We start from the raw sequence: 9114 nt of genomic DNA on the forward strand, positions 1-9114 counted from the left end.
ATCCACTCCAGCGCGGGCCGGGCGGCGTCGCGGGCGGTGGCCGAGGAGTCGTCGACCACCGCGACGCAGTACGCCACGATCCGGTGCTCGCGGGTGGGCGCGATGTGCCGGAGCGCGTCGGTGACGTACTCGGGCGTGACCGGCTCGGCGAGGATCGTCCCATCGGCGGYCCTGCCCGCGAGGGCGAGCGACTTCGGTCCGCGGACCCCCGCCAGGATCCGCGGCGCCCGCGGGACGGACTCGAGCTGCACGCCGTCCAGCGTCACGTACCGGCCGTCGGTGCTGGTCAGGGAGCCGCCCAGCACCGAGCGCACCGCGTCCAGGTGCTCACCCAGCATCGTCAGCGGGCTCGCCGGCCACGCGCCGACCTGCCGCATCCAGCCGCGCATCCCGTGCCCGATGCCCACGTCGATCCGCCCGGGGAACAGCTCCGCCAGGGTCCCGACCTCCATCGCGGTGAACGCCGCGTTGCGCACCGCGGCGGGCAGGATGCCGATGCCGACCCGGATGCGCTCGGTCATCGCGAGGGCTGCCGCGGCCTGGGCGACACCGCCGCGGAAGAAGCAGTCCTCCACCACCCAGAGCTCGTCGAACCCCAGCGTCTCGGCGCGCTGTGCGTACGTACGGAACCGGTGCGCGGGAAGGTCCCGCGGGAGCATGACGCCGACGGCGCTCTCAGTCATCAGATCTCCTTGATCACGCGTGCGGGGTTGCCGACCGCGACCACGTTGGCGGGCAGGTCCTTGGTGACGACCGCCCCGGCGCCGACCACCGTGTTGTCGCCGATGGTCACGCCCGGGCACACGACGGCCCCGCCGCCGAGCCAGACGTTGTTGCCGATCGTGATCGGCTTGGCGGCCTCGAGCTTGTTCCGGCGCGGCTCCGGGTCCACCGGGTGGATCGGGGTGAGGAGCTGGACGTTGGGGCCGATCTGCACGTCGTCGCCGATGTGGATGGGGGCCACGTCGAGCGCGACCAGGCCGAAGTTGGCGAAGGTCCGCGCGCCCACGTGCAGGTGCACGCCGTAGTCGACGTACAGCGGCGGGCGGATCCACGTGTCCTCGCCCAGCGAGCCCAGCAGCTCGCGCAGCCGGTCGACGGCGTCGTCGGCACCGTCCTTCACGGCCTGCGCGAACCGCTCCGCGCGCGCCTGCGCGGCGCTGGTCAGCTCGTGGATCTGGGCGTCGGCCTCGTACCAGTCGCCGGCGACCATGCGCTCGTACTGGGTGCGGGTGTCCTCGTCACTCATGCGTCCGACGCTCTCACAGCCGCGGGTCCACCGGCTCCGACTCCAGGGCCAGCACCGCGAACACGGGCTCGTGCACGCGCCACAGCGGCTCGCCGGCGACCAGCCGGTCCAGCGACTCCAGCCCGAGCGCGTACTCCCGCAGCGCCAGCCCCCGCTTGCGCCCGAGCGACCGGACCTTCAACCGGTCCAGGTGCTGGGTGTACTCCGGCCCGTAGATGATCCGCAGGTACTCCCGGCCGCGGACCTTCAGCCCCGGCTGCACCAGCCCCCGCCGGCCGTGCACGAGGTTGGCGAACGGCTTGACGACCATCCCCTCGCCACCGGCCGCGGTGAGCTCCTCCCACCAGTCGATCCCGGCCTGCGGCTCGGCGACGTCCACCTCCAGGCGGCCCGTCCGCCGCAGGAGCACGGGGTCGGCGTCCACCAGCCGGTCGATCACCCCGAGGTGCCACCCGTGGTCGCGGTCGTGGAACGTGGCCCCCTCGGCGGCGAGCACCTGGAACGGTGCCAGCTGAACACCCTCGAGCCCGTCGGTCGGCCAGACGTAGCGGCGGCACGCGTCGACGAAGGCGTCGGCGTCGACCACCCGCCGGCGCGTGCGGTCCAGCAGGGGTCCCACGTCGAGGCCCCTCGACGCGGCGACCTCCAGCGCGCCGACCGCGCCGGGCAGCATCGCCCTCGCGGCCGCGCCGGTCGCCGCGTACTGCTCGCGCAGCAGCGGTCCGGCCTTGAGCGACCAGGGCAGCAGCTCACCGTCCAGCAGCAGCCAGTCGGTGGCCAGCTCGTCCCAGAGCCCGGCGGCGGTGACCGCGGCGCGGACGCCCGACAGGAACACCTCGGTCAGCGGCCGGTCGAAGAACGCCCGCCCGGTCCTCGTCCACACCGCCCCCGTCTCGCCGTCCGGAGCACCCGACCAGCGGAACCCGTCCCGGCACACGAGCACGGTCGCCCGCGAGCCCATGTGCTTCTCCTCGCAGATCACGTGCTGCACCCCCGAGGCGGCGAACGCCGAGAACGCCTCCGCCGGGTGCTCGAGCACGCCCGGCAGCGGGGAGGTCGCGACCGGCGCCATCGTCGGCGGGAGGTACGGCACCCAGCGCGGGTGCAGCGCGTACCGGCTCATCACCTCGAGCGCGGCGACCGCGTTCTCCTCGCCGATCGTGACGCGTCCGTGGTGCCGGGTCTCCACCGACCGTCGCCCGAGCACGTCCTCGATGTCGAGCACGTCGTCCGGCCGGACCGCGGCGGGGACCAGGAACGGCCGCGCCGGCTCGTACCAGACCTCCTCGGCCGGCACCTGCACGAGCTCCTTCGACGGGTACCGCAGCGCGGTCAGGTGCCCCCCGAACACCACCCCCGTGTCCAGGCACATCGTGTTGTTGACCCACTGCGGGACCGGGGTCGGCGTGTGCCCGTACAAGACCATGGCGCGACCGCGGTACTCGTCGGCCCAGGGATAGCGCACCGGCAGGCCGAACTCGTCGGTCTCCCCCGTGGTGTCCCCGTAGAGGGCGAAGCTGCGGACCCGCCCCGACGCGCGCCCGTGGTACGCCTCCTTGAGCCCGGCATGGGCGACGACGAGCCGCCCGTCGTCGAGCACCAGGTGCGAGACCAGCCCGTCCGCCCACGCCCGCACCTGCGCGGAGAGCTCCCCGCCCTCGGCGGCCAGCTGGGCGAGCGACGTCTCGAGCCCGTGGCTGACCGTCACGTTCCGACCGTCCAGCGCGCGCACGAGCTTGTGCTCGTGGTTGCCCGGCACCGCGAGCGCGTGACCCGCCGCGGTCATCCCCATGGCCAGCCGCAGCACGCCCGGGGTGTCCGGGCCACGGTCGACCAGGTCGCCGAGGAAGACGACCTTCCGGCCCTCCGGGTGCACGGCGTCGACCGGTCGCCCGGCGTCGTCGCGCACCAGCACGTAGCCGAGCTTCTCCAGCAGCGTCTCCAGCTCGGACCGACAGCCGTGCACGTCGCCGATGACGTCGAACGGACCGTGCTCGTCGCGCAGGTCGGTATGCAGGCGCGTCCGGGTGACGGTCGCCGCCTCGACGTCCTCGACCGTGCGCAGCACGTGCACCTGCCGGAACCCCTCGCGGGCCAGGCCGCTGACCGCGCGGCGGACCAGGTCGCGCTGGCGCTTCACCACGCGCTCCGGCAGCGCCCGCCCACCCCGGCCCCGGTTGCGCTCCAGGCACACGTCCTCGGGCAGGTCCAGCACGATCGCGACCGGCAGGACGTCGTGCGCGCGGGCCAGCTCGACCACGTGCTTGCGGGCGTCGCGCTGCGCGTTCGTGGCGTCCACCACCGTGAGGCGCCCGCGGTCCAGGCGCTTGCCGACGACGAACGACAGCACCTCGAACGCGTCCTTGGTGGCGTCCTGGTCGGTCTCGTCGTCGGCCACCATGGCGCGGCAGGCGTCGCTGGACACCACCTCGTACCGCCCGAACCGTTCGGCGGCGAACGTCGACTTGCCCGAACCCGACGCGCCGACCAGCGCCACCAGCGACAGCTCCGGGATCTCCAGCGCGCTCACGCCGCCGCTCCGAGCGTGAAGACGAGCAGCTGCGTCGGCGGCCCCACGTCGGGGTCGACGTCACCGACGGCACCCGCGCGGAACGTGTACCCGTACGCCTCGCACACGGCCGCCGCCCACGCCTCGCCCTGCGCGCGCGTCCACTCGAACCGGTGGTCCGTGTGGCGCATCGTCCCCGAGTGCAGGGTGGGGTAGCGCACGTTGAACTCCTCGTTCGGGGTGGTGACGATGACGGTCCGCGGGCGGGCGTCCCCGAACACGGTCCGCTCCAGCGACGGCAGCCGGTCCAGGTCCACGTGCTCGACGACCTCCATGAGCACGACCGCGTCGGCGCCTGCCAGCCGCGCGTCCCGGTACGTCACGGACGTCTGCAGCAGGGTCAGCCGCGCGCGGACCGTGTCGGGCATCCGGTCCAGACCCAGCCGCTCGGCCGCGCGCCGCAGCGCCCGGTGCGACACGTCCGCGCCGACCACCCGCGTGAACGCCGGGTCCGCCAGCAGCTCGCGCAGCAGCGCGCCCTCGCCGCAGCCCAGGTCGACGACCGACGCGGCACGCGCCGCCCGCAGCTCGGCCAGGACGACCTCGCGCCGGACCTCGGAGAGCGGGCGCACGTCGGTCGCGACCGGCTCGTCGACGACGCCCAGCGCCGAGCCCGCGTCGTCGACCACGCCCAGCCGCTCCACCGCCTCCGCCACGTACTCCCGTCGGTGGGCCAGCGACCTCCGCAGGATCCAGTCCCGCGCCGGGTGGTCGCCCAGCCACTCCCCGGCGCTGCGCACCAGCTTGTCGACCTCGTCGGGACCGACCCAGTAGTGCTTCCCGCCGTCCAGCGCCGGCAGCAGCACGTAGAGGTGGCGCAGCGCGTCCGCCACCGTGAACGTCCCCGTCAGTCGCACGTCCGCGTACGGCGAGTCACCCCATGCCGGCACCGCGGGATCCAGCGGGCCGACCCCGGCCGACACCTGCCACCCGAGCGGCTCGAACAGCCGCGCCACCAGCGCGGGATCGCCCTCGTCGGGCACGGCCGGCACGTGGATCTCCAGGGGCAGCGCGACGCCGACGAGATCCGGTCGCGCAGCGCACGTGCCCGCCATCGCCGAGCGGAACACGCGCCCGAGCGCGACCGCCAGCAGCGAGCTCGCCGCGTACGGCCGGTCGTTCACGTAGGCGGCGAGCGCGAACCCGTCTCCGAACCGCCCGCCGCGCACCAGCTCCACCGGATCCACCTCGAGCAGCAGCGCGACCGTGCAGCGCTCGTCGGAGGCCTCCGGGTAGAACACGTGCGCCTTGCCCACGGACAGGTCGAACGTCTGCACGCGGTCGGGGTGCTTGTGCAGGAGAAAGCCCAGGTCGCTCGCGGAGTCGGCCGTCGACGTCAGGGTGAGGAACACGCAGTCATTGTGTCGACCGCGGCCTCCCCGGTCCCGGGATTACCCCTGCGCCGCCCGCAGGAACTGCTCCAGCAGCGGACCGGYGGTGGTCGACCCGTACTCGCCCACGTCGACGAACACCGCCACCGCGAGGTCCCCCTGGATCGCGATCATCCACACGTGGTTCTGCAGGTTGCCGGCCTCACCGAACTGCGCGGTACCGGTCTTGGCCGCCACCTCGTCGCCGGGCACGTCCTGCAGGAACGTCGCGCCCCCCTCCGTCACCACGCCGCGCATCAGCTGCTTCAGGGTGGCGGCCTCGTCGGCGGTCAGCGGGGCAGCGGGCGCGGACGTCTCGCTCGGCTCGGCCGAGTCGGTGGCGGCCGGGCTCTCGACGCCCTCGGCCAGGACCACAAGACGCGGCACCACCGTCGACCCCTTCGCCACCGAGGCGGCGACCGTGGCCATGCCCAGCGGCGACGCCAGCACGCGGCCCTGGCCGATCATCGACGCGGCGTGGTCGGTGCCGTCGGAGTCGGCGGGGACGTCCCCGAGGAACCCGGGGAAGCCGAGCGTCGCGTTCGGGTCCAGCCCGAGCGATCCGGCTGCGTCGATGAGCGCGTCCTGGTTCGCCTGGTCGCGCGCCGAGATGAAGGCCGTGTTGCACGAGTACGCGAAGGCTGTCCGCAGCGGGATGGTGCCGAGCTTGTCGGTGGGGTACTCGGGGAAGTTGGAGAACGAGCGCCCGTCCACGGAGACGCTGGCCGGGCAGGTGGTGTCACTGTCCGCCGTGAGCCCCGACCGCAGCAGGGCGAGCGCGCTGACCACCTTGAAGGTCGAGCCGGGGGCGAACTGGCCGAGCGTGGCGGTGGACATGCCCTCGCCACCCACCCCGCTGGCGGCGGCGAGCACGTCCCCGGTGGAGGGGCGGAGGGCGACGATCGCGTTGGCGGGCCCGACGGTGGCGACGATGGACTCGGCCGCCTCCTGCAGCCGGACGTCGAGCGTGGTCGTCAGCGGGGTGCCCGGAGTCGCCTCGACGGCGTACAGCTGCCGCGGAGCAGCGCCGTCGGCCTGCGCTGCGGTGATGGTCAGTCCCGGCAGGCCGCGCAGCTGGGCGTCGTACTGGCGCTGCAGCCCGGACAGCCCTGCCAGGTCCCCGGCGGACACGGCGCCGTCCGACTTCTCGATGATCTCGGCCGTCGCGGGTCCGACCGTCCCGAGGATCGGCCGGGCGAACTGGCGCGTGGGGGCGAGCGGCAGCGTGTCCGGGACCTCGATCACGCCGGGCAGCCCGACGAGCGCCGGGATGTCGTAGCCGGTGTCGCCGTCGCGGATGGTGATCGCCTCGACGAAGGCCTTCTCGCCGGCACCGAGCACCTTGGCGGCGTAGGCCTCGGCGTCGACGCCCAGCTGCCGCGCCAGCTCGCGCGCCGCGGCGTCCTGCTCGGGGGCGGCGATGCGCGTCTTGTCGATCCCGACCCGGTGCACGCGGCGCGGCTCGACGATGACGGAACCGTTGGCGCCCAGCACGTTGGCGCGCTCGGCGCGGGAGCGCTGCACGCCGAGCACCTCTCCCGCGACCAGGTCCGGCGCGAGCAGCGCGGGCGACCAGGTGACGTGCCAGACGTCCTCGTCGTCGCGGGCGAGCTTCGCGTGCGTCTCGTACGTCCAGTCGGAGTCGCTCTCGTCGACGTCCCACGTGAACCCCAGGGTCGCCGTGGCGACGTCCTCGTCCTTGTCGTCCACGGTCGTCGAGACGACCGTCACGGTGGGTTCCCACGGGGCGAGACCCTCGTAGGCGCTGGTGCGGAGCTCCGTCGCCGCGGTGACGTCGGCGGTCCCGCCGGCGAACGGTGCCTTGCTGAAGTCGCCCGAGGTGAGCGCAGCCGCGAGCGCCTCGGTCGCGCTCGTCGGGTCGGGGGGCTCCGACGAGCAGCCGGTCAGGCCGGCCGCCGCGATCACGAGGGCGATCCCGCCGCCCACGAGCCGCCGACCGGCCACTGCGCGTTCACCTGCGAACGACATGCTGTCCCCTCGTCGCGCGGCATCGCGCCGCTTCCTGCTGATGCACCGGCTGACTCGTCCGCACGACGCTCCGAGAGCGTGTCACCACCGGGTCACCCGGCGGGCGGGAACGGTGCAGCCTTCACCACTCCTCCCCAGACGGGGTCACGCAACCACCCTGTCTGGGTCATATGTCCGGCGCACCTGCGTCAGGCGGTCGGCCGTCGCCGGCGCCCAGACGGCCGTCCCGGTGCCGCAGAAGTTGGGGTTGACCTCGGTCGATGCCCACGGGGCCAACGCCTCGGTGATCGCGTCCGCAGCGGCCGGCAGCTCGGCGAACCGGCTCGGATCGCCGCTCGCGACCGACACGACGAACGCCGACCCGCGCCCGGACACGGCCGATCCGCCCGGCACGTCCTCGCCGGTGGCCCCCGCGACGTGCCGCAGCTCCGCGGCCATGAACGGGGTCGACGCGTCGGCACCCACGAGCCCGAGCCACGCGCCGGCCAGCCCGTCGTCGGCGCGGTCGAGCAGCATGCCGCGCACCCAGCCGGGACCCGGCTGCCCCGGGTCGTTGTGGATCTCGGCCGCTCGGGCCGCCGGGAGCACGCCGACCGTGTCCATGAACGCCGGCGCGAGAGCGCGCAGGGGCGCGGCGGCCGCCGTGCCCGCCGCCTCGTCGCCCGGGCGGGCCACGCGCAGGAGCAGGACCGTGCGCCCACGCAGGAACGGCGGGATGACCTCGAGCGGGGGGAAGCGGACGATCGCCGCGCTGGTGGTCGTGTCGGCGTCCGCGGTGGGCGTCCACGCCAGCCAGCCGCGCAGGGCGGTGTCGATGTGCTCGGCGCCGAAGAACAGGGTGCCGGCGTAGAGCGCGGGCATGGCGACCAGCCGCAGACGCACCTGCGTCACCACGCCGAGGCCGGTCTTGCCGCCCCGGAGCGCCCAGAAGAGGTCCGGGTGCTCGTCGGCGGACGCCTCGACCACCTCACCCGTCCCCGTGACGACGGTGAGCGACTCGAGAAGGTCCGAGCTGAACCCGTGGCTGCGGGCGAACGGGCCGAGCCCACCGCCGAGGAGGTAGCCGACCACGCCCACGCTGGCCGAGGCGCCGGCGATCGGCACCAGGCCGTGCGCGTCGGCCGCGGGGATGACGTCGGTCCAGCGGGCGCCGGCTCCGATCGTCGCGACGCGGGTGCCCGGGTCGACCTCGACCCCGTCGAGGCGGCGGGTGGTGAGCAGGACGCCGGAGGTCACGGGCGTGGTGGAGCCGTGGCCCGTGGCCAGCACGTGGACCGGCACGCCCTGCTCGGTGGCCCAGCGCACGGTCTCGGCAACGTCCTGCGTGCTCGTGGCACCGACCGCGACGTCGGGCGTATGGACGATCGCGCGGTTGTGGGCGGCGACCTCGTCGGCAAACCCCTCGCGGTCCGGGGTCAGCACGGGGCCGGTGACGCGGGAGCTGAGGGGGTGAGACATGCCTGACTCCTTGCAGGTCGGTGGCGCTGGGTTCTCTCGCGGGCAGGTTGTCACCCTTGCACCGACCTCCGACACTCCTTTGCGGGACGATCGTCGGGTGACCGACGCGTTCACCTACGTCACCCACGAGCCCACCGGCACGCTCGGGCGGTACGTGGCGAGCATCTGGTACGCCCGCGGGCGGTTGCGTGCCCCGGCCGAGCGGGTGGCGCCGACGGGGTCGGCCGTCCTGGGACTCGTGCTGGGTGCACCGATCGCGCAGGTGGCGCGCAACGGGACCGGCGACGTGCACCTCGCGCGGACCGGGTTCCTGCTGGGTCCCGACGACCAGCCGATGCTCAACCGGCCCCTCGGCGAGACGTGGTGCGTCGGCGTGGTCGCGACGCCGATCGGGTGCGCGACCGCGTTCGGCGTCGACCCCCGGGTGCTGCGGGGCCGGCTGGTCGGAGCGGAGCCGTGGGCCCCGCTGCGTCGGGAGC

Annotated in this window: 7 protein-coding genes; 1 reads left to right on the forward strand and 6 read right to left on the reverse strand. The window is 74.3% G+C overall.

Annotated features, from left to right (window positions below; all coding sequences use genetic code 11):
* From AC1DUQ_RS11800 to AC1DUQ_RS11825, 6 genes are all read right to left on the reverse strand, one after another.
* The coding region (locus AC1DUQ_RS11800) for an LLM class flavin-dependent oxidoreductase (protein ID WP_477073842.1) at window positions 1-683 on the reverse strand (683 nt) is incomplete at its 3' end.
* Window positions 683-1249, reverse strand: a complete 567-nt coding sequence (locus tag AC1DUQ_RS11805; RefSeq protein WP_477059421.1) for a sugar O-acetyltransferase — start codon at window positions 1247-1249, stop codon at window positions 683-685. The genes AC1DUQ_RS11800 and AC1DUQ_RS11805, both read right to left, overlap by 1 nt.
* Before the next feature lie 13 nt (window positions 1250-1262).
* Window positions 1263-3779 carry a polynucleotide kinase-phosphatase gene (locus AC1DUQ_RS11810; RefSeq protein ID WP_477059422.1) on the reverse strand — a complete coding sequence of 839 codons (2517 nt, stop codon included), beginning with the start codon at window positions 3777-3779 and terminating at the stop codon, window positions 1263-1265.
* Complete coding sequence (locus tag AC1DUQ_RS11815) at window positions 3776-5170, reverse strand: 3' terminal RNA ribose 2'-O-methyltransferase Hen1 (RefSeq protein ID WP_477059423.1); 1395 nt, start codon at window positions 5168-5170, stop codon at window positions 3776-3778. The genes AC1DUQ_RS11810 and AC1DUQ_RS11815 overlap by 4 nt, the downstream gene beginning before the upstream one ends.
* Before the next feature lie 39 nt (window positions 5171-5209).
* Window positions 5210-7177, reverse strand: a complete 1968-nt coding sequence (locus AC1DUQ_RS11820; RefSeq protein WP_477073843.1) for a penicillin-binding transpeptidase domain-containing protein — start codon at window positions 7175-7177, stop codon at window positions 5210-5212.
* A 144-nt stretch (window positions 7178-7321) separates the two neighbouring features.
* Window positions 7322-8635, reverse strand: a complete 1314-nt coding sequence (locus tag AC1DUQ_RS11825) for an FAD-binding oxidoreductase (protein ID WP_477059425.1) — start codon at window positions 8633-8635, stop codon at window positions 7322-7324.
* Window positions 8636-8732: 97 nt separating this feature from the next.
* On the opposite strand from AC1DUQ_RS11825, the gene AC1DUQ_RS11830 reads away from it, so the two are divergent.
* On the forward strand, window positions 8733-9114 hold a 382-nt coding region (locus tag AC1DUQ_RS11830; RefSeq protein ID WP_477073844.1), incomplete at its 3' end, for a DUF6597 domain-containing transcriptional factor.

The organism is Cellulomonas sp. P4_B5_2, assembly GCF_056402235.1.